Below are 18,668 nucleotides of genomic sequence, written 5' to 3'. Positions count from 1 at the left end.
CAGCCTCCGCTGGTCGAGCTTGTCGAGACCACGCTGGTCGAGCTTGTCGAGACCACCCGCCGCTGGTCGAGCCCTCCCGCTGATCGAGCTTGTCGAGATCACACCCCCACCGGCCGCACGCCCGTGTACACGCCCTCGGGCCGAAACCGCAGCCGCTTCTCGCCATACTCCTCGAGCGCGTGCGCGGTCCACCCGACCATCCGCGCGACGGCGAAGATCGTCTCCGCGGCATCGGGGCGCATCCGATAGCTCAGGGCGAGCGCGGCCAACGCGAAGTCCGAGTTGACGAATGTCGACGACCCCAGCGCACCCATCACACTCGACACCGCTCTCATCACACGCGGGTCCCCGTCACCCGCGTCCCGCAGCATTTCCATCAACGTCACCGCGCGCGGGTCGCTCTGCCGGTAGACGACATGCCCGGTACCCGGAATCCGATCGCCCATGCGCAAGCGTTCACCGACAACCGACTCCGGATCGTCGAGAGCTTGGGCAAGAAACCGGTACGCGAAAGTCGTTGCGCCGCCGTGCATCGGACCGTCGAACGCGCCGAGGCCCGCACTGATCACCGCGTACACGCTTCCCCTCGCGCTCGCCGCAACGCGGGCTGCGACCGTTCCCGCGGACAGATCGTGGTCGGCGAGCAGCACGAGCGCCGCATTGAGCATCCCCACCCGCTCCGGCGTCAAGGGCTCGTCTGACAGAAGGGGCCAGAGCCGCGCCGCGAATCCATCAACGCCGACATGAGAATCGTCGACGACTTCGGTTCCGACGATCGCCTCCAGAATCGTCACCGCCTTGTCGGCCACCGCTGCGGGATCGAGTTGATGCCTGCGCGCGTCGTCGGCTCCGAGGAGGTCGACGATCAGCCGGATTCGATCAAGACCCCGCGCGGTCGGGCCAAGCGCGGCGTCGACTCGCCCCGGCACATCGCCGACCACTCCTGGCGGAGTATCTGGCCACGATTGCTCCCACAACAGTGCCGCCACCTGCTCGAATGACATGTCCCGCGCCAGGTCGCCGACGTCGTGTCCCCGGTAGTACAGCCGGTCGTCGTGCAGATAGGACAGTTGCGTCCGGATGCGTTCGACGACGCCCGCCGGCGGCCGTGGACGGCCTTCGGTCAACAACTTCTCGACCTCGTCGACCGGAAACACGCTCCCCGAGACACCGTCGATCCGCTGACTCTGCAACCGTCCACGACTGACGTAGGCGTAGACCGTTGATGTCTTGACCCCCAACACCTTTGCGACCTGTGCTGTCGTCAAGTAGTCGCGTCCGTCATGGTGCACAGGGGTCGGCCAGCGGCGTCGATGAATGCGTTGCACATATTGATTGAATCAACATTGACGATGATGCACCAAGGGGTGATCGTTGCAGTCATGACTGATGTGCTGATCGCGCCCGCAGGCCTCGCGAACGTCGTCGTTGCCGACACCGAAATCGGCGATGTCCGTGGCGATGAGGGCTTCTACCACTACCGTGAATTCTCGGCGCTCGACCTCGCGCGCACCAAGACCTTCGACGACGTGTGGTTCCTGTTCGTGCACGGGCGTCTACCCGACGAGGCAGAGTTGCGCTCCTTCGTCGCGGCGACCAGAGCGCTGCGGACACTCCCCGACGAGATATCCGGCATCCTGGCGACGTCGGCAATGCTCGGTGGAGAACGTGAACTCCTGACCGGTCTGCGCACGGTGATGTCGGCGCTCGGCCCCACCTTCGGGGTGCGGCCCCTCTGGGATTCCGACGCGCAGGCGCGGCAATTCGACGCTCTGCGGGCAACCGCACTCACGCCGACGATCCTCGCAGCGCTGCACCGCATTCGCACAGGCCAGGAGCCGCTTACGCCGCGAGACGACCTGAGCGTCGCAACCAACTGGCTCTACCTCATCACCGGCACCGAGCCATCACGGGAGTACGCCCGCGCCGTCGAGCAGTACCTCATTCTGACCATGGATCACGGATTCAACGCCTCGACCTTCACCGCGCGTGTCATCGCGTCGACAGGAGCCGACGTCCACGCGGCCTTGTGCGGCGCGCTCGGCGCATTCTCGGGTCCGTTACACGGCGGCGCCCCCGATCGCGCGCTCGACTCCCTCGACGAGATCGTCGCCCATGGCGACGCCCTGACGTGGGCGCGCGAGCAGGTGGCGCAGCGTCGTCGGATCATGGGTTTCGGTCACGCCGTCTACCGCACCGAAGATCCGCGATCGGTGCTGTTGCGAGAGGTCGCGCAAGGTCTCGGCGGACCGACGGTCGACGCCGCGATCGCGGCGGAACAGGCGATCGTGCAGGCGTTGGCCGAAGCGCACCCCGACCACCCGCGCTACGCCAACGTCGAGTTCTACGCCGGCGTGGTGATGGACGCCTGCGGCATTCCACGCTCGATGTTCACGCCGACCTTCGCGGTGAGCCGCACGGTCGGGTGGTGTGCCAACATCCTCGAACAGGCGAACAGCCGCAAGATCATTCGGCCCGCCGCTCGCTATGTCGGTCCGCCACCACCCGAGCGGCCACTCGTGATCTGAACGCTCAGGTCAGGACCAACGACGCTTACTCGCGCACCAGAGTCGGTGCGACACTGTACACATGACACGTCGAGCAGTGCTGATCAGAGCCATCAACGTCGGAGGCGCGAAAGTTCCGATGAAGGAATTACGCAGCATCGCAGCCGATCTCGGGGCAACCGACATCTCGACGTACATAGCTTCTGGCAACCTGATCTGCACGCCACCCGCGGCATCGAACCATTTCGACAGAGCACTCGAGGCTGCAATCGAGCAGCGCTACGGATTCTTCCGTGAAGTGATCAGTCGTTCCCGCGACGAGCTCGTGACCGCTCTCGACATCCACCCTTTCGATGTCGTCGACGAGAAGTTCTCCTACGTCTACTTTCTGGTCGACGCGCCACCGGAGGATCGATTGAAAGCGTTCTCGGACAAGGACTTCGGCAATGATCTTTGTGAGGTCGTCGGCTCCGACCTGCACATCCGCTACGCAGAGGGCGCAGGCACCTCGAAGCTGACGGCACCCGTGGTCGCCCGAGGACTCGGCGTACAGGGCACGGGTCGCAACCTACGCACCGTCCGCAAGCTGATCGAGTTGACCGCCTGAGATCACACGCGCCCGATGGTGCTGATCGCGGCGTCGATATCGCTGCGCTGCTGCTCGGCGGGCGTCTCCCACAGCTTCTTCGGTAGTTCCTCGAGTTCGACGATGGCGGCATCGATCGCTTCGAGCTCCGACTCCCGCCCCTCCTCGGGGAGCGTCGAGGCGTGAATGAGCTTGTCGTCCAAGTCGAACACGGCTGCGTCGAGGCGGTCGCGCTCGGCCACCAGGCCGGCGTCGTTGGCGATCCACGGGTTCTGGTGCACGTCGGCAATCGCGTAGCGGATTCGACGGTGCATCCGAGCCTCCCGCGAGGTCGACGTCGTCCAGTCATCCGGGGCGCGGCTCGGCTGGCCGGGGATGAGGTCGTTGGAGCGGGCGAAGCGTCGAACCCGCTTGTCGGAGTCGACGGCGAACCACGCCGCTCCCGCCAGAATGATCAACGCGACCACGATGGTCACGATGATGACGATCCACGCGACCGCGTTCATGACTGGACTCCCTGCACCGACACCTCACCCGACACGGACATAAGTCCGACCTTAGCCGTGGTGACGCGCCGCGACGTCGGGATGCGCGCGTGTCCTCGACTTCCACGCGTTCTCGCCGTACGTCGAGTAGAGCGGATTGGCCGGATCCTCTTCGACACCGCGTGAGAGTTGCGCGAGGTCGGGCGGGAGGGCGAGCGTCGGGACCCGGGCGTCGAGCGCCGGATTGAGGAAGTAGGGGATCGAGATCCGATCGGTGCCCGGCGCCGGGGCGAGCACCCGATGTCGCGTCGCCCGCAGGAAGCCCCCCGTCGCGACCTCGAGCAGTTCTCCGATGTTGACGATGAAGGCGCCCTCGAGCGGCGGCGCGTCGATCCACTCGTCTGCGCCCGCCTCGACCTGCAGGCCTGTCGAATCCGGTTCGACGAGCAGCAGTGTCAGAACGCCTGAATCCTTGTGTGCGCCAACGCCTTGCGATGTCTGGGTGGTGCCCGGATAGCGCACCACCTTGATCAGGGTGGCCGGTGCCGTCGCGAAGGCGTCGTCGAAGACGGTCGCGTCGCCGGTGAGTGCGTGCGCCCAGTGACGCAACAGCTCGAGCCCGACCCCCGACAGCGCTGCGTCCCACTTTTCGAACGCGGGACGCAGCTCCGGAAGGGCAGACGGCCACAGGTTCGGCCCCTGCAGATTCCAATATCCCTGAGCGTTCTCGATCACGTCGCGCTCGGGGCCGATGTCGATCTGTTCGCGCCAGTCGACCTGCGAGTTGGTGAGTTCTCCGCCGAGGCGCGAGTAACCGCGGAAGTGAGGGCTCTCGAGTTGGCTGATCTCCTCCTTGGCTTGCGCGGGAAGCGCGAAGAAACGCCTGGCCAGAGCCAAGATCTCGTCGATCTGCTGTTGCGGGACGCCGTGTCCGACGAGGTAGAAGAAGCCGACTCGGTGCGTCGCGTCGAGGAGCGCGGATTCGAATCCCACGGGATCGGAAGCTGCCGTGGAGAGGTCGATGATCGGTAGACCCATCGGTCCATTATCTACCCGAGCGCAATTCGGCTCCTACGCGCTCGGCACCCTCGCCGCCGCGACCGCGGCAGTGTTGACGCGGGTCAACACTGCGTGCAGCTCTTCGAGATCAGCCAGCTCGACGCCCAGCGCATCGACGACGGCTCCGGGAATCGACAACGCCTGCTCACGCAGAGCACGCCCCGACGACGTGAGTTCGACGTCGACGTTGCGCTCGTCGTCGCCGCGACGTCGTCTCACGATGAGCTGCTGTTGTTCGAGTCGCTTGAGCAGCGGTGAGAGCGTGGCGGAGTCGAGCTGAAGCACCGCGCCAATCTCTTTGACCGCCCTCGGTTCCGATTCCCAGAGCGCGAGCATGACCAGATACTGCGGATGCGTCAGGCCGAGCGGCTCGAGCAGTCGGCGATAGATGCGCAGCACCGAACGATTCGCCACGGCCAACGCGAAACAGACCTGCCGCTCCAGGAGCAGCGGATTGATGCCCATGTCGTGCGGATTGGCCGTGTCCTGCGAACTCACGTATTCAGTGTGTCATATTCAATCGTTCGCTATCGATTGGCGAGGCGCTCAGGTGGCGGTGCTCGGCGCGTCGGGGTCGGGCTGCGACGGCCTGCCCGCTACAAGGTCGGCAAGCTTGAGTCCGTAGGAGCCGAACCGCGCGTCGAAATGCTCGGCGCGATACGTGGCTCGGTTCTGTTTTGCCTTCGAATAGTGTTTGCGTGCCCATCGAGAACCGGGGCGCGCCAACCGAATTGCGCCGATCCACGCGACCGGCGGGAGGTAGGCGCCGATCACCGCCGTCGAATACTTGCCCTTGGCCACGCAGACAAGCAGCACGCCGATGTGCACGACGAGTACCACGAGAATGACGAGATGGCCTGCGCCGAACCGCGCCGATTCGTCGTCGTCGGTGGTGACGGGATTGAGACCGAGCAGCAGGAGCCCGAGTGCCGCCACCGTGAGGGCAACCACCTGCACCGAGAGTTGTCCCTCACGCGACCAGTACACGTCCTGCATGTGCAGGATCATCGCGAACTCGTCGAGCACCAACGACGCCCCGATACCGATGAGCACTGCCGCGATCTCCCCGGCGGGCGCGGTGCCGTCGGCGGCCACGGAGGTGATGGCGCCGATGATCAACAGGATGATCCCGGGTACCGCGTGATGGATGTGCACGCCGCCGGAGACATTGTTGCGGAACGGTCCTCTACCCGCGCGGATCAGGCGGGTGATGACGCGGGTGATGACGAACGTCAGCAGAAACGCCACGAAGAGCAGCGCCAGTGGTAGTCCCGCCGGACCGTGGTTCATTACTTCGGAGTGATCCCGGTGCGCTGCTGCTCGATCTTGAGACAGCGATCCTCGACGTAGAGCAGGCCGGCTTCCTCGGCGATCGCGCGCGCCTCCGGAGACGTGATCCCCAACTGCAACCAGAGCGCCTTCGCGCCCGCGGCGACGGCTTCACGGGCGATCTGCGGGCAGTCGGCCGACGGGCGGAAGACGTCGACGAAATCGACCTGCTCCGGAACGTCGGCGAGGGTCGGGTAGACGGTCTCCCCGACAATCGTCTCGGCAGTGGGATTGACCGGAATGATGCGCCAGCCCAGCGACTTCATCAGCGCGGGAACCCCGTTCGACGGCTTGGCGGGGTTGGCGCTGGCCCCGACGACCGTGATCGTGTCGAAGGTGCGCAGGATCTGTTCGGCGACATCATCGGTGCTCATGGTGTCCAAGTCTAGGTGTGCGCTCCCTGCGCGGCGGGCTGCTCGCCTTCCTCGCTTGTCAACCACGCAACCAGCGACGCCCCGATGATGGCGCACACGAAGCCGACGGCCGCGAGCCACCCCAATCCGTCGACGGCTTTGTCGCCGAGGAACACCACGCCGACGATGGCGGGAAGACCCGTCTCTCCGACGACGAGCACCGCGGTGACGGCGTTGACCGGTCCGATCTGCAGCGCAAGGGTCTGGATGTAGAACGCCATGGCACCCGCGATCGCGATGGTCCACGCCGCCGGATCTTTCAGCACCGTGAGGGGGTCGAACGGGGAGACGCCGTCGAGCACGCGCACCGCAACTGCCAGCGCGCCGTACATGAGACCCGCGATTGCGCCGCCGAAGATGGCTCCGCGGCTTCCGAGTATCCGCATGACCGCGACGCCGAAGACGGCAACCGCGGTGGTGACCGCGAAGAGCGCCCAGTGGAACATCATGTCGGCGTGTGTCGACGCCTCCTTCGACGCCGATGCGCCCAGTACGCACAGTGCGAATACGACGAGGAGTATCGCCGCCCAGTCCTTGGCGTGCAGCGCGGTGTGGAGCATCACCGTGCCCAACAGCGCCGTCACGATGAGGTTGCCCGCCACGATCGACTGCGCGAGGAACAGCGGCAGGAAACGCGCCGCGACCGCTCCGCCGACGAATCCGAGCATCACGGTCAGTGTGCCGAGGAGAAACGTCGGATTGCGCAACGCCGCTAGTGCACCGCTCGCCGATCCGCTGTTGCCGGAGTCCTGTGCCGCCTCTTGTGCCCCTTTGGCACGCAGGACTGTCGAAAGTCCGTATGCCAGTGCTGCAAGGCAAGCCGCGACGATGCCGATGATGTACATGTCATTCGTCGGGGTAGGGCTGATGCGCTCTGCGAGGGTCGCCGTAGGTGATGGCTCGTTCGCTTCGAGTGCCCGTGATCAGCGTTGCAGACCAGGTCACCATTGCGCCCATCCGATTCCGAACGCCTGCGAGGAAAGCCACGTGGATCACTCCCCACGCGAGCCAGCCCAAGGTTCCCGACATCTCCAGCGGACCGCTCTGCACAATGGCATTGCGTCGCGCGATGTAGGCGGCATTCCCGAGGTCGTGATACGTGAACGGCTTACGTTCCGATTGTCCCGCAACGAGATCCGCGATCACGCCACCCACGTGACGTCCACCCTGCATGGCCACCTCGGCCACACCGGGCAGGTTGTTCAACGACGACGTGTCGCCCGCGACGAACACGTCGGGATGCCCCTCGACGGAGAGGTCGTCGCGCACCGGAATCCGCCCAGAACGATCCTGCTCGACGCCGAGCGCCTTGGCGAGAGTCCGTGCGAACGGGACGGCCTCGACTCCTGCGGTCCACAACGTCGTTCTGGCTTCGAATGTCGTGAGTTCGCCGGTCTTCTTGTCCTTGGTCTGAACTGTGTCCTCGCCGACGTCGACGACGTGGACACCGAGATGGGTTTCGACGCCGATCTTGTCGAGGGTGCGCTGCGCCCGCTTCGACAATGACTCACTGAACGAGGGCAAGACACGATCAGACCCGTGGAACAGGAGCACCCGGGCTTCGGTGGGATCGATGGAGTCGAACTCTCGTCCGAGTGAGAGCGTCGCCAATTCGCGTATCTGCCCGGCAATTTCGACGCCGGTTGGGCCGGCGCCCGCGACAGCGAACGTGAGCCATGCCCGACGCTCGTCGGGATCGGTGAGAGTCTCGGCAATCTCGAAGGCGCCCAACACTTGTCGTCGAATCGCAAGTGCGTCGTCGAGTGTCTTCATGCCGATCGAGTTCTCGATCGCGTCGTCGCAGCCGTGATACGCGGTACGCATGCCGGTCCCGACGACGAGGTAGTCGTAGCTGATCGTCGTGGGACTGCCGTCGGCCCCGAGAATGGTGAGAACCTTTGCCGCGACGTCGATATCGTCGGCCTCGCCGAGCACCACGTTGACATTGCGCTGGCGTCGAAGCAGATGCCTGATGGGGCTGGTGATCGCGCCTTCCGAGAGGATGCCGGTTGCGCACTGGTAGAGCAGCGGCTGGAAGAGGTGGCTGGTGCCACGGTCGATGACGGTGACCGAGACCGGCTCCTTCTTGAGTCGCCGAGCGGCGTGTACGCCGGCGAATCCGGCTCCGATGATCACCACGTGCGGCTTGGACGCCATACTTCAGGCTCCCGCACTAGAGGTGGCGGCGGTACGGGAGGTGACGGCGCACGTCGCGGCGCCGAATGCCCCGGTCACCGCGAAGACCGACGGCCATGCGCCGATCTTCTTGGCGAGTGGGTGCGAGAGCCCGAACGCCGCGAGGTAGCCCGTGAGAAGTCCGGCGGCGGGTCCGGGCCCCCGGCTCAGCCACTGCCGCGTGCACCAGGCGCCCGCCAGGCCGAGGACCACGCCCCCGAGAGGACGTTTGCCGGTGTACCGCGCGGTCGCATATCCGCCGATCAAGCCAGCGCTGGCGACACCGACAGTGGGATCCACATGCATGCCGGTCAGCCTAGCAATCTATTCCGCGCGGTTGCGTGGTTGCGCCTTCAGTCTCCACTCCACCGCGCCTTTTCCTGCCACACTGGAGTTATGGGTGATCAACCCGCAATCGTGCTCGTGTCGTCCGGCCACTCAGAGCAACTTCGCGGTGAGTTCGGTCGGTATCTCCGCGACTATCGCATCGAGTGTGCGGAGTCGGGGGTCGGAGCGATAGTGCTCCTCGGCAGCCTTGTGGGCGACGGGGTTCCGGTGGCGCAGATCGTCGTGGAGTCCGAGTTGCCGGACATGTCGGTGTTCGAGGCGCTGAGCACTTTTCGTTCCATCGTGCCGACGGCCAAACGCGTCGTCATCATCTCGTGGGAGAACTTCGGCACCCACATCGAGATGCTGCGACCCGCCCTCGCGAAAGGCAAGTTCGACACCTTTCTGCTGATGCCGCGTGGCGCTCGCGACGAGGAATTCCACTACGCGATCACCGAGATGCTGTCCGACTGGGGTGCGACCGTCGCGACCCCGGTCGTCGACTCCGTTCGCGTCATCAGCGACTCGTCGTCGGCGCTCACGCTGGGCATCCGAGACCTCCTCGACCGCATGGGGATGCCCAATCGGATGTACTCCAGCGACAGTGTCGAGGGGCAGGCGGCGCTCGCGCTGTACGACTCGGGTGGCGCACCGGTTCGGTTTCCGCTCGTCCAGTCCATGGCCCCGAAGTTGCGCAACCGTGTGATCTCACCGGGCACGCCACGCGACGTATCGGCGCTCATCTTCGGACGGCCATCGGATGTGGACGAGGACGAGGTCGTCGATCTGGCGATCGTCGGCGCAGGACCCGCGGGACTCGCGGCCGCCGTGTACGGCGCGTCGGAGGGCTTGTCGACGGTGGTTCTGGAATCCGATGTCGTTGGGGGACAAGCTGGTACGAGTTCGATGATCCGCAACTACCTAGGCTTCCCGCGTGGCATCTCGGGGATGCGTCTCGCGCAGCGTGCACGTACGCAGGCAACACGTTTCGGTGCGCGCTTCTACTCCGGGTGGCCTGTCGACGAACTGCGACTCGGCGTCGACGATGCACCGCATCGCCTCTGCACCGAGGGTGGCGACGTGCTTGCGAGGAGTGTGCTCATCGCGAGCGGTGTCGCGTATCGACGGCTGGGCGTCGAATCGCTGGAATCGCTTGTCGGGTCGGGTGTGAACTACGGTGCGGGAATGTCCGCGGCACGCGAGATGGACGGGCGCGACGTGTTCGTCGTCGGTGGTGGAAATTCTGCCGGGCAGGCCGCGATTCATCTCGCCCGCTTCGCGCGCTCGGTGACGATTCTGATTCGACGGTCAGACCTCACCGAGACGATGTCGCAGTATCTGATCGGGGAGATCGCGTATCACCCGCGGATCGATGTGCGTGGTACCACCGAGGTCATCGACGGCGGTGGCGATGGCCAACTCGAATGGCTGGAGTTGTGCGACACCGTCACTCGCGCCAGCGAGCGGGTGAGCGCAGGCGGACTGTTCTTGCTGATCGGTGCCGAACCGCATTGCGACTGGCTGCCCGACACGATTGCGCTCGACGATCGCGGCTTCGTACTGACCGGACGCGACGTTCCGAAGGATCAGTGGCCCGGCGAACTCCCGCCACCGAATCTCGCCACAAGTGTCGCAGGGGTTTTCGCCGCGGGCGACATCAGGGCACAGTCGATGAAGCGTGTCGCCGCATCGAGTGGCGAGGGAGCAAGCGCCGTCCCGATGGTGCACGCGTGGTTGGCCGCTCGGCGGACAGCATCAGCCGAGAGCTGACGTCACTTGTGCTGCAGCACTTCTCGTGTGTCGAGCTCGTCGAGGAACTCTTCGACGCGCGGCCACGTCTGTTCCGCAGCGGCGTCGCCTGCGATCAGGCCGAGATGACTGGTCTCGACGGTCTGGAAGTGCACGTCGGTTGAGCCGCTGAGAAGTTCGACGCCGTGGTGAGCGGCTTCCCAGCTCGCGATGGCGTCGCGGTGGCTGCCGAAGAGTTGGATGGGCTTGCGGATCGTCGTCAGATCGACAATGCGACCATCGAAATCGACTACACCCGAAGCTAATTCGTCGCGGTAGACGAAGTTCTCCCACATCTGTAGCGACACCTTGCCCGCATAGCCCGGCATGGCGTTCTGGAATCGGTCGATGACCTGCATGCGAGCGAGCGCCTCGTGGTCGTCTGCGTTGCGCAGGATGTAGAGCGGCTTCTTGAGTTCGCGGTCGGCGGCCAGCGCGCGGTAGGCGATACGCACCAGTGGCGCGGGAATGCCGCCCATCACCTTGAGCGCGCCCGTGATCGGCACACCGCCGACCGGTTGCATGACCCGTTTGACGAGCGGGTACGGCGTCACGGCGTCGTAGTCGAGCGGTGTACCGATCGCGGTGATCGAGCGCACCGGCAGGTCTGGGTGCGCCGCGATCATCAGGAGCGACACGGTCCCGCCCAGGCTCCACGCGGCGACGTCGACCTCATCGGCGGAGTAGTCGGTGAGCACTCGGTCGATCGCCTGCGGAACGATGTCGTCGAAGTAGGTCTCGAAGCCGACCTGCCGGTGTGCCTGCCCGACGTCGCCGAAGTCGACGACGTACGGGATGCGTCCCGCGGCGAGGAGATGCTCGACTGCCGATTGCCCCGGCCCGAGGTCGTAGCAGCGAGCAGGCACCGCGAGCGGCGGGACCAGCAGGATCGGCGGCCTGCCTGATGCGCGGGCGGCGGAAACCTGCTCGGCGGTGCCGTAGCGACGCAGCGTGCGCTGCGGATCGTCGAAGAAGGTGACGTGAGGGGTCTCGGTGTCTGGTGCAACCTGATGTCCGCCGAGGATGCGTGCCAGTGTCTGCACTCGTTTCCAGCGTGACGCGGCCATCTGCTCTCCTCCATCTCGGTGATCGAACAGCAATCTACGCGACCGGCGTAACGGCATACTCGGGGTATGGAGGCAACAGGTTCAGGAGTGGTGGCGGTCGTCGGAACGTTGAATCTCGACCTGGTGGTCACACTCGCCCACAGACCCGCCGTCGGTGAGACGGTCCTCGGTCGGTCGTTGACCGAGCGTCCCGGCGGCAAAGGAGCCAATCAGGCACGAGCCGCCGCCGCGGCCGCGTCAACCGCGCTGGTGGGTGCGACGGGCACCGATGCGGCTGGAGACCGGTTGGTGTCTGATCTCGTCGACGTGGGCGTCGACGTCACGTACGTGCGACGGGTATCGGGCACCAGCGGCCATGCGGTCATCGAGGTCGACGAGGATGGCGACAACAGCATCATCGTGATCTCCGGCGCCAACAGCCAACTGACCCCCGACGACGTCGGCGCGGCACTCGACGCGCTGCGCCCCGCCGTCGTGATGACGCAGTTGGAATCGCCCACCGAGGTCACCGCTGCAACCGCGACGTGGTGCCAAGACAGCGAGATTCGATTCGTCCTGAATCCCAGCCCGACTGCACCGGTCGACCCGTCGATCCTCGCCGAAGCCGACCCGCTGATCGTCAATCAGATCGAGGCGGCGTACTACGCAGATTTGTCAGAGGATGCCGAGCCGTCTGACCTCGCGCGAAAGTTGTTGACTATCAGCAGATCCGTGATCATCACGCGAGGTGGCGACGACGTGGTGGTCGCCGGGAGCGGATCGCTGGACATCCTCGACGTTCCGCAGGTCGACGTGGTGGACACCACGGGTGCAGGCGATGTCTTCGCGGGCACGCTTGTTGCGCATCTCGCCAACGGCACAACGCTTCTCGACGCCGCACGCGCCGCGAACAGGGCGTCGGCCGATCACGTTTCCGCGTCGAGATGAGTCGTGTTGGCTGTGGGCCGCAGCATCGACAATCGGCTTATTGTGCGGGCCGCATCGGGCGGTGACCGCTTCGCGCGGAGGATGTCGCGTGGAGTTCCCTGAGACACAATGTTGAGAACGATGTCCCGGTCACAACAGATGTCGACCAGATTTCCCAAGCGCTGCAGTGGTTCTCGGTCCACGAGGGCGAGGTCGGGTACGTCGCGGAGAGTGATCTCGCGGAACCGCTCGGTCAGCGCGAGGTACTCCCGCATCCCCAGCGGCCGCTCGCAGAGCTCGACGAACGCAACTGCCGCCGCCGTGGCGTTGTGTAGAACCGCGACCGACTGGCCGTTCATATCGATTTGTGTGGGCAACATCCGCGTGATCTGCTCAGACTCCGTCGATGACCAGGTTCCGGATGCGAAGCCGTGACGTATCGGGCCATTGCACCTTCGGTAGTCGTCGCCCTCCCCGATCCAGATCACCGAATACTCTCGCTCAATGAGATCGATCGCCTGTTGAAAGCGGTCGTGCATCAACGGGTTTGGCAGCAGTTGTTGCGGGGGGTAGTTCGACGTCGCTATGAACAGTGTCCCGTCGCGGGCGATGCGTCGAAGAGTTGCGGTGAGGTAGATGGCGTCGGCGACGCCGACGGTGGCGCACGCGCGCTGACACACGGCGCCGTCGACCGTGCGGCCGCACTGCCGAAGGGCTCGACGTCGTACTACTTCCGGACGCGCGAGGCGCTGATCTCGGCGACCATTGGACGGGTCCGCGAGCGCTCGCGTGAAGCCATGGACAGAGCTGGGCCGCCCGCAGAATTGACTGCCGACTCCGCAGCGGCGTTCATCGCGGAGCAGTTGGAGGCCTTCGACGGCCCGCGCCGCGCCGATGCACTCGCGATGTTCGCTCTGCTGCCGGAAGTTCGTGAGAACGATTCGCTGCGAACAGAACTCGGCTCATGCTTGTTCTCGCTGGAGCGCGCCACCTCTCTGCTCGCAGCGTTGGGGTCGCGCCACCCCGCGGCCGACGCCACCGACCTCATCACCTTTCTATCCGGGATGGTGTTCGACACGCTCTTCGGACTACGGAGTCAAGCAGCCAGCGGCGTCCGGCCCGTACCAGAGTCAATCGGGAGGATGCTTGTGCAGATGACCCGCGCCTCGGGCTGATCGTCGCGGGACCCGTCTAGCCAGCCACTGATAGAGAAGGAGAAGCGCATGCAGCCGCCGTCGCGTGCAGTCGTGTTGTCGGGATGCTCAGGCGGCGGCAAATCAACTGTGCTGGAGGCTTTGGCATCTCGCGGATTCACCACAGTCGAGGAACCGGGCAGACGGATAGTTCGTGACGAACTCGCCAATGGCGGTCGCGCGTTGCCGTGGGTGGACGCCGCTCGCTTCGCTCACAGCTGCGTCGAGACGGCACGAGCCGACCTTGCCCACCACAATCGTGACGACTGGGTGTTCTTCGACCGTGGCCTCGTCGACGCCGACACCGCACTGTGTCACTACGAGGGCGGTCATGACGAGAGCCCAACTGCCTGCTCGATCGATGAGTTGCAGAGTTATCACCAGCGGATCTTCCTCACGCCGCCGTGGCCGGAGCTGTACGCCAATGACGAAGAACGCCAACTGAATTTCGCAGACGCCGTTGACGAATACTCGCGTTTGCTCGACGCGTACGCAAGGCTCGGCTACAGCATCACCGTTCTCCCGAAAGTGGGCGTCACCGAACGCTGCGACCTGATACTGGCCGAGCTGAACCTTCTGCGATCGCTCTGATTCGGAATGCCGACCGACTTCGGAATTAGTTGCGCGACTTTTACATCAGATGATCTCCACAGCCCGCTGAGCAAGAAGCGAAAATTGTCAGACCTCGCCTGTATGTTCGATGTATGTCCTTGGAAACCTTCTCCGACCCGGCCGGCGCGGCCGACGCCACGGGCGCACCCGCGTCGCAGCCGCCGGTGCTCGCTCGCGTCGCCGAGGACGAATCCCTGTCGAAAACCGATCTGGTCGAGGTGATTGCGCACTGCGCCTCCACCATTGCTTCTGCACAGTTTCGACTACTGACGGCCATCAGTCTCATCCACGAGGAACATGAAGAAGACTACGGCGTCGAGATCGGTGAACTCACCGACGGCCAAGCAGACTCACCAGAAGCTGTGCGCAAGTTTGCTGCTCGAGGACTGACCGGCGACAACCCCCGCGCACAGTACGGGCCCAACGGGTTGGAACGCACCATCGCCGACGTCGGCGCCGTGTTGTCGATACCGCCTGGCCGGGCACGCGAGTTGATCATCGACGCCCACGCCCTGCGCTACCGACTCCCCTACACCTCCTCACTCCTCGCCTGCGGACGTATCGACCTGCAGCGGTTCCACATCGCTGTCGCGCGCACCAGCCTGTGCGGACCCGACACCATCGACGAGGTCGACGCCCGCCTCACGGCCGCCCTCTCAGCCCGTGACCATCTGTCAACGACACGATTTGCTGCGCTCGTCGATTCTGTTGTCGCCCAAGTCGATGCCGAAGCCGTCAAACGACGTCGTGCCCGCATCGACGCCGACCGCAACGTCCAGGTCCGCCCCGACCGGTGGACTCCCGGCCAATCCCGACTGACCGGCACCGTGCCCGCCGCCTCCGGCGCGTTGATCGACCAACGCCTCACCCAACTCGCCGCCAGCGTCCACGACGCCGACCCCCGCACGCATGCACAGCGTCGCGCCGATGCGCTGACCGCATTCGCCAACGGCGACACCACCCTCGCCTGCCGATGCGACACCTGCACCAGCCCCGACGCCGCTGACGTCGACACCACCGAACCCACCCCGACGCCTATGCCAGCACCGGTGGGTCCGCGCGCAATGATTCATGTCGTCGCAAATCAATCGACCCTTGACGGCCAGGACGATCAGCCCGGCTACCTCGATGGTGTCGGAGTCATCGACGCCGACGCCGTCCGTGAGTTGGCCGTCGACGCAGCATTCGACTACCTGGACACCGGCGTCGGCAGCGTCGATCCACTGCACCCCGACCACGCCGCGGCCGCCCGCTCGGCGCTGCGCTACGTGCCCAGCAAGAAGCTTCTCGCCCTGGTCCGCTCGGGTGAACTGTGCTGCACGTTCCCCGGTTGCACCAACCCGGTGTGGCAGGCCGACGTCGACCACAGCACCCCGTTCTCCCACCGCAACCCGGCAAGCGGCGGGTTGACAGTGCGCACAAACCTCAAACCACTGTGCCGATTTCATCACCGCACCAAAACGTTCGGCCGCTGGCGTGACTACCAACTCGACCTGCAAACGGCGATCTTCGTATCCCCCACCGGGCACACCTTTGTCGGCAACGCCTTCGGCGGACTCGATCTGTTCCCCAAACTCATCCCCGCCAAACCACCAGATCATCCCGCGCGTCGAACCATCGACACCATCCACGCCCGACGACGCGCGAAAGTCGCACGCGCCGAAGAGAAGTGGAACGAAGAAAACCCGCCTCCCTACTGATCACAATGCAGTGATCTGAGCGGTCGCGGCGTGCTGACGTCACGCCCGGAATGGAGGTGCACTTCCAGCGGATGGATGTCGCGCGAGGCATCGATTCCGAAGCGTTCGTAACCTCACCCGAGGGACCCGGGGAAGTGAGCCGCGAATATCGTCACGTCACCCCGACGTTTCGCGGTCAGCCCTGCGCCGCACCCAGCTTGTCGGCGGGGGTGAACGGAGTGGGGACCGAGCCCACGTCGACGGCAAGCGCGAGTGTCTCGCCGATCGTCGGTGCGTGCTTGAACAGGTTGTGTCCGGCGACTGCCAGGACCGGTCCGTTCTGCCAAATCCCGACGCCGTCGTCGCCCCACGGCAGCGTGGTGACCCAACAGTGCACGATGCCTGTCGGCGTCGAATCGAATCCTGGGAGTGCGCGCGACACATAGGCGCGAGCGTCGTGGGCAAAGCGGGCGAGCGTATCACCGTCGACGATCGTCCCGTCAGAATCAGCATCGACCGAATCCGACAGTCCCAGACCATAAGCCGAACGGTCCGGGTATGCGGCCGCGTAAATTCCACTGAAACCGAACTGCCCGCTACCGTCCTGCAACGTCGGCAGACGACCGATACTGGAGTCGCGCACCGCGAACGACACTCGCACATGTGCGCCGAGTTGCACCGGGATCTCGATGCCAACCGAGCGGGCTAACGCCGCCGTGCCCCTACCGGCACACACGACGGCCGCCCCGTGATCGCCGACCAGTGTAGGACACCGCACCTGCACGCTGTCGTCGACACTCCTGAGCGAGATAACCTGTTCGCGCACAACACGATCGCCCAAACTCTGACTGAGCAGTTCGATGGCCGTGCGTGTGTGGATGGAGCCCGCGGCGGGATCGAACACCGCGGGGCCGTCGTAGTCGGCCAACTGCGGCAGTAGCGAATGCAACTCGTCCGAATCGATCTCGCGCGCCCCGATCTCCGAATACTGTTGCATCGCAGGCAATCTCCGCACTGCTGTGTCCCCGAGAGCGAGACCACCGTCGCCGGACACCAACGGCGCGCCGAGTTCGTCTTCCCATCGGCGCCAGTGCGCTCGAGCGCGCACAGCGAGTTCGACGAGGCGCGGGTCGTCGTGCGCGTGCCGGAAGATCCGTGACTGCCCGGCCGACTGGCCGAATCCCGGTGTTCCGGTCTCGTACACAGTGACGGTCGATCCCTGTTGGGCGAGCTGATATGCAGTCGAGAGTCCGATGATCCCGGCGCCTATCACTGCAACGTCTGACGTCAGTGCCATGCCTTCACCGTACGTCTGTCCTGCGCATCCGCGTGCGGATCGGCGTAGCGATATCGACGCGTACGGTCGAAGTAGGGGATGACAAACGAGAGGAATCGTGTCACATGGCAGACGAACTCAACGGAATCACCGTCGCCTTTCTGGTCGCACCGGAGGGTATCGAGCAGGTGGAGCTCACCGAACCGTGGCGCGCCGTCGAAGAAACCGGCGGCACACCGAAACTCGTATCCACCAGCGACGGCGAAGTGCAGGCATTCAACCACCTCGACGCCGCCGACAAGTTCAGCGTCGACGCGACAACCGATTCGGTCAGCGCAGCCGACTTCGACGCACTAGTGCTACCCGGCGGCGTTGCCAATCCCGATTTTTTGCGTACCGACGCTTCGGCCGTCGCCTTCGCGAAGGGTTTCTTCGACGCGGGCAAGCCCGTCGCGGCGATCTGCCACGCACCGTGGACGCTCGTCGAAGCCGACGTCGTACGCGGTCGCACGCTCACGTCGTGGCCGAGCCTGCAGACCGACATCCGCAACGCGGGCGCCACCTGGGTCGACGAGGAGTTGGTCGTCGACCGCGACGGCCCCAACACCCTCATCACGAGCCGCAAGCCCGACGACCTCGCGGTCTTCGACGCTGCACTGGTCGCCGAGTTCGGCCGGAGCAAGGTGTCGAACCGATGATCTGTTCGGGCTTTGTGCCGGTAACCGGTCGAAAGCCCGAACAGAAGGCCTGCGACTTCCGACCTACTTCCCCTCCCGGTCGTCGAGTTCAGCTGCGATGTCGGCGGGAAAGCCGCCGGTGGCGACCGGGCCCCACGACGTCGGCGTGATGCGGATGAGCGACTTCTTCTGCACCCGCATCGCGGCGCGGTACTCCTCCCAGTCGGGGTGCTCACCCGAGATCGAGCGGAAGTAGTCGACGAGGACATCCTCCGCCTCAGGCATGTCGAACACCTCGGCGGTGCCGTTGACCTGTACCCACGGCCCGTTCCATTCATCGGACACGACACACACGCTGACGTCGGGGTTCCGCCTGGCATTCGACGTCTTGGCCCGCCCGGGGTACGTCGCGATGACAATCCGTCCCTCGTCGTCGACCCCGCCGGTCACCGGTGAAAGCTGAGGTGAGCCGTCACGTCGCTGGGTGGCCAGCAACATGCGGTGTCGCGGGCGGAGGAACTCGAGGAGTGCGCTGTGATCGACGGCGTCGGCGGTCGTAGTGTCGGGTCATGGCCCGAAACATTGCGAC

20 protein-coding genes and 1 pseudogene are annotated in these 18,668 nt (G+C 65.1%); 8 read left to right on the top strand and 13 right to left on the bottom strand.

Annotated elements, in window-relative coordinates:
• Nucleotides 1-98 precede the first annotated feature (98 nt).
• Nucleotides 99-1,328, bottom strand: a complete 1,230-nt coding sequence (locus tag A5777_RS00555; protein WP_064861269.1) for a citrate synthase — start codon at nt 1,326-1,328, stop codon at nt 99-101.
• A gap of 54 nt (nt 1,329-1,382) precedes the next feature.
• Here A5777_RS00555 and A5777_RS00550 point away from each other — a divergent pair, with 54 nt between their 5' ends.
• Nucleotides 1,383-2,528: a citrate/2-methylcitrate synthase gene (locus tag A5777_RS00550; protein WP_064861270.1), complete on the top strand. Its 1,146-nt coding sequence runs from the start codon at nt 1,383-1,385 to the stop codon at nt 2,526-2,528.
• 61 nt (nt 2,529-2,589) lie between these two features.
• Complete coding sequence (locus A5777_RS00545; RefSeq protein WP_064861268.1) at nt 2,590-3,114, top strand: DUF1697 domain-containing protein; 525 nt, start codon at nt 2,590-2,592, stop codon at nt 3,112-3,114.
• Between the two features lie 2 nt (nt 3,115-3,116).
• On the opposite strand, the gene A5777_RS00540 is transcribed toward A5777_RS00545, so the two are convergent.
• The 8 genes from A5777_RS00540 to A5777_RS00505 all read right to left on the bottom strand — a co-directional run bounded on the left by A5777_RS00540 (nt 3,117) and on the right by A5777_RS00505 (nt 8,860).
• A complete protein-coding gene (locus A5777_RS00540; RefSeq protein WP_005203292.1) occupies nt 3,117-3,599 on the bottom strand; it encodes a hypothetical protein in 483 nt (160 codons plus the stop codon).
• A 51-nt stretch (nt 3,600-3,650) separates the two neighbouring features.
• Nucleotides 3,651-4,616 carry an isopenicillin N synthase family dioxygenase gene (locus tag A5777_RS00535; protein WP_005203293.1) on the bottom strand — a complete coding sequence of 322 codons (966 nt, stop codon included), beginning with the start codon at nt 4,614-4,616 and terminating at the stop codon, nt 3,651-3,653.
• A 33-nt stretch (nt 4,617-4,649) separates the two neighbouring features.
• Nucleotides 4,650-5,102: a MarR family winged helix-turn-helix transcriptional regulator gene (locus tag A5777_RS00530; RefSeq protein WP_051993741.1), complete on the bottom strand. Its 453-nt coding sequence runs from the start codon at nt 5,100-5,102 to the stop codon at nt 4,650-4,652.
• 81 nt (nt 5,103-5,183) lie between these two features.
• Nucleotides 5,184-5,927 (bottom strand): hypothetical protein, encoded by a 744-nt coding sequence (locus A5777_RS00525; RefSeq protein ID WP_005203295.1) that lies wholly within the window; start codon nt 5,925-5,927, stop codon nt 5,184-5,186.
• Nucleotides 5,927-6,340 (bottom strand): CoA-binding protein, encoded by a 414-nt coding sequence (locus tag A5777_RS00520; protein ID WP_039854736.1) that lies wholly within the window; start codon nt 6,338-6,340, stop codon nt 5,927-5,929. Before A5777_RS00520 ends, A5777_RS00525 begins: the two co-directional genes overlap by 1 nt.
• A gap of 11 nt (nt 6,341-6,351) precedes the next feature.
• On the bottom strand, nt 6,352-7,224 hold the full coding sequence (locus A5777_RS00515; RefSeq protein WP_005203298.1) for a DMT family transporter: 873 nt from the start codon (nt 7,222-7,224) through the stop codon (nt 6,352-6,354).
• A 1-nt stretch (nt 7,225) separates the two neighbouring features.
• Entirely contained in the window at nt 7,226-8,536 is a 1,311-nt protein-coding gene (locus tag A5777_RS00510; RefSeq protein ID WP_005203301.1) for an NAD(P)/FAD-dependent oxidoreductase, read from the bottom strand.
• Between the two features lie 3 nt (nt 8,537-8,539).
• Nucleotides 8,540-8,860 (bottom strand): hypothetical protein, encoded by a 321-nt coding sequence (locus A5777_RS00505; protein ID WP_005203304.1) that lies wholly within the window; start codon nt 8,858-8,860, stop codon nt 8,540-8,542.
• 90 nt (nt 8,861-8,950) lie between these two features.
• Here A5777_RS00505 and A5777_RS00500 point away from each other — a divergent pair, with 90 nt between their 5' ends.
• Nucleotides 8,951-10,651 (top strand): FAD-dependent oxidoreductase, encoded by a 1,701-nt coding sequence (locus A5777_RS00500; RefSeq protein WP_039854707.1) that lies wholly within the window; start codon nt 8,951-8,953, stop codon nt 10,649-10,651.
• Nucleotides 10,652-10,653: 2 nt separating this feature from the next.
• On the opposite strand, the gene A5777_RS00495 is transcribed toward A5777_RS00500, so the two are convergent.
• A complete protein-coding gene (locus A5777_RS00495; protein WP_005203307.1) occupies nt 10,654-11,736 on the bottom strand; it encodes an alpha/beta hydrolase in 1,083 nt (360 codons plus the stop codon).
• Nucleotides 11,737-11,802: 66 nt separating this feature from the next.
• Between A5777_RS00495 and A5777_RS00490 the strand changes: the two genes are divergently transcribed.
• Nucleotides 11,803-12,663, top strand: coding sequence for a ribokinase (locus A5777_RS00490; RefSeq protein WP_064861267.1), 861 nt, complete (start codon nt 11,803-11,805; stop codon nt 12,661-12,663).
• On the opposite strand, the gene zapE is transcribed toward A5777_RS00490, so the two are convergent.
• Nucleotides 12,642-13,235 (bottom strand): AFG1/ZapE family ATPase, encoded by a 594-nt coding sequence (gene zapE / locus A5777_RS00485; protein ID WP_231894895.1) that lies wholly within the window; start codon nt 13,233-13,235, stop codon nt 12,642-12,644. The two genes, A5777_RS00490 and zapE, sit on opposite strands and share 22 nt — an antisense overlap.
• On the opposite strand from zapE, the gene A5777_RS25140 reads away from it, so the two are divergent.
• The 3 genes from A5777_RS25140 (at nt 13,176) to A5777_RS00470 (ending at nt 16,147) form a co-directional block, all read left to right on the top strand.
• Nucleotides 13,176-13,817, top strand: coding sequence for a TetR/AcrR family transcriptional regulator (locus A5777_RS25140; protein ID WP_231894791.1), 642 nt, complete (start codon nt 13,176-13,178; stop codon nt 13,815-13,817). The genes zapE and A5777_RS25140 overlap by 60 nt on opposite strands.
• Before the next feature lie 48 nt (nt 13,818-13,865).
• Nucleotides 13,866-14,426 (top strand): AAA family ATPase, encoded by a 561-nt coding sequence (locus tag A5777_RS00475; RefSeq protein ID WP_064861265.1) that lies wholly within the window; start codon nt 13,866-13,868, stop codon nt 14,424-14,426.
• A gap of 113 nt (nt 14,427-14,539) precedes the next feature.
• Nucleotides 14,540-16,147, top strand: a complete 1,608-nt coding sequence (locus A5777_RS00470) for an HNH endonuclease signature motif containing protein (protein WP_064861264.1) — start codon at nt 14,540-14,542, stop codon at nt 16,145-16,147.
• Between the two features lie 175 nt (nt 16,148-16,322).
• Here the strand turns inward: A5777_RS00470 and A5777_RS00465 are convergent, their stop codons facing one another.
• Nucleotides 16,323-17,423, bottom strand: a complete 1,101-nt coding sequence (locus tag A5777_RS00465) for an NAD(P)/FAD-dependent oxidoreductase (RefSeq protein ID WP_064861263.1) — start codon at nt 17,421-17,423, stop codon at nt 16,323-16,325.
• Nucleotides 17,424-17,527: 104 nt separating this feature from the next.
• On the opposite strand from A5777_RS00465, the gene A5777_RS00460 reads away from it, so the two are divergent.
• A complete protein-coding gene (locus A5777_RS00460) occupies nt 17,528-18,100 on the top strand; it encodes a type 1 glutamine amidotransferase domain-containing protein (RefSeq protein ID WP_064861262.1) in 573 nt (190 codons plus the stop codon).
• Nucleotides 18,101-18,163: 63 nt separating this feature from the next.
• Here A5777_RS00460 and A5777_RS00455 read toward each other — a convergent pair.
• A pseudogene (locus tag A5777_RS00455) lies at nt 18,164-18,631 on the bottom strand (PPOX class F420-dependent oxidoreductase); the annotation flags it as partial.
• Nucleotides 18,632-18,668 lie beyond the last annotated feature (37 nt).

The organism is Gordonia sp. 852002-10350_SCH5691597 (assembly GCF_001665715.1).
In the GTDB taxonomy this organism is placed as follows: Bacteria; Actinomycetota; Actinomycetes; order Mycobacteriales; family Mycobacteriaceae; genus Gordonia; species Gordonia sputi.
This window is presented reverse-complemented; position numbering and strand designations above follow the sequence as displayed.